Origin of the sequence: Mesorhizobium sp. M7A.F.Ca.CA.001.08.2.1 (assembly GCF_003998455.1) — a bacterium.
In the GTDB taxonomy this organism is placed as follows: Bacteria; Pseudomonadota; Alphaproteobacteria; order Rhizobiales; family Rhizobiaceae; genus Mesorhizobium; species Mesorhizobium ciceri.
This window is the reverse complement of sequence record NZ_RZPW01001310.1, coordinates 1-804: the sequence shown is the minus strand read 5'-3', so window position 1 is coordinate 804 and position 804 is coordinate 1. Positions and strand designations below refer to the sequence as shown.

At 59.2% G+C, this 804-nt stretch carries 1 protein-coding gene; it reads right to left on the bottom strand.

Annotated elements, in window-relative coordinates; all coding sequences use genetic code 11:
• On the bottom strand, positions 1 to 681 hold a 681-nt coding region (locus EN914_RS37040), incomplete at its 3' end, for a caspase family protein (protein ID WP_164779248.1).
• Between the last annotated feature and the right edge of the window lie 123 nt (positions 682 to 804).

Sequence of the window (804 nt, the reverse complement as noted above, 5' to 3'; positions counted from 1 at the left end):
CGAAATGCTCAAGCCATGAATTTCGACGTTTTTTAGAAGCGCAGTGGTGAACGGGCTGTTGTCGTCTGTCCCGTCGACGGTGACGTTCCCGGGCTGGGTGGCGAAGGCGACAAACGTGTTTTCGCCGACCTCGACCTGCGCCAGACCGTTGGAGATGTTGGCGCCGCTGCCCAGCGGATTGTTGCGGCAGGCATCAAGGAAGATGAAGGTCTGACGGCCGCGACTGGCGAATTTGGCGATCACATCATTCAGCTTGACGGCGTGCGCCGTCAGCTTGTCCAGGTTTTCCGGATCGGGCGTATCGATCGGTAGCAGGTAGTTTTCGCCCTGCACCTGCATGCCGTGGCCGGCGTAGAAGATCAGCACGGCGCTGCTTTCGGGCAGCTTCGCCTCGGCGTCATGGAAAAGCTTGACGAAGCCATCGGCGGTAAGATCGGTTCCAGTCAGAACCTCAAAGTTCAGCCGCTTCAGGCTGTCGGACAGTTTCGTCGCATCGTTGACCGCGTTGGCGAGGTGCTCGAGACGCTTGCTCTGGTAGTTCGTGTTGCCGATGACGATCGCCAGCCGGTTGCGCGGCTGTAATGAGGCGTTCTGTTCGACCGCGGCGCGAACGTCGATCGTGCTCAAAATCGCGAAAAGCATGAGCAGCGGGATGCGCAAGTATCCGTGGCGGTGGGTCATATCGGCATGCTCGTTCCAGCCTGCGTCAATCTTGATCCGGCGGCCTTCGAACGCACCAGACGCAAACGCAATCTGCCCGAGAGTTTGGACCCCGTGCCGCCAAAGGCCCGCAAATTTTTATAC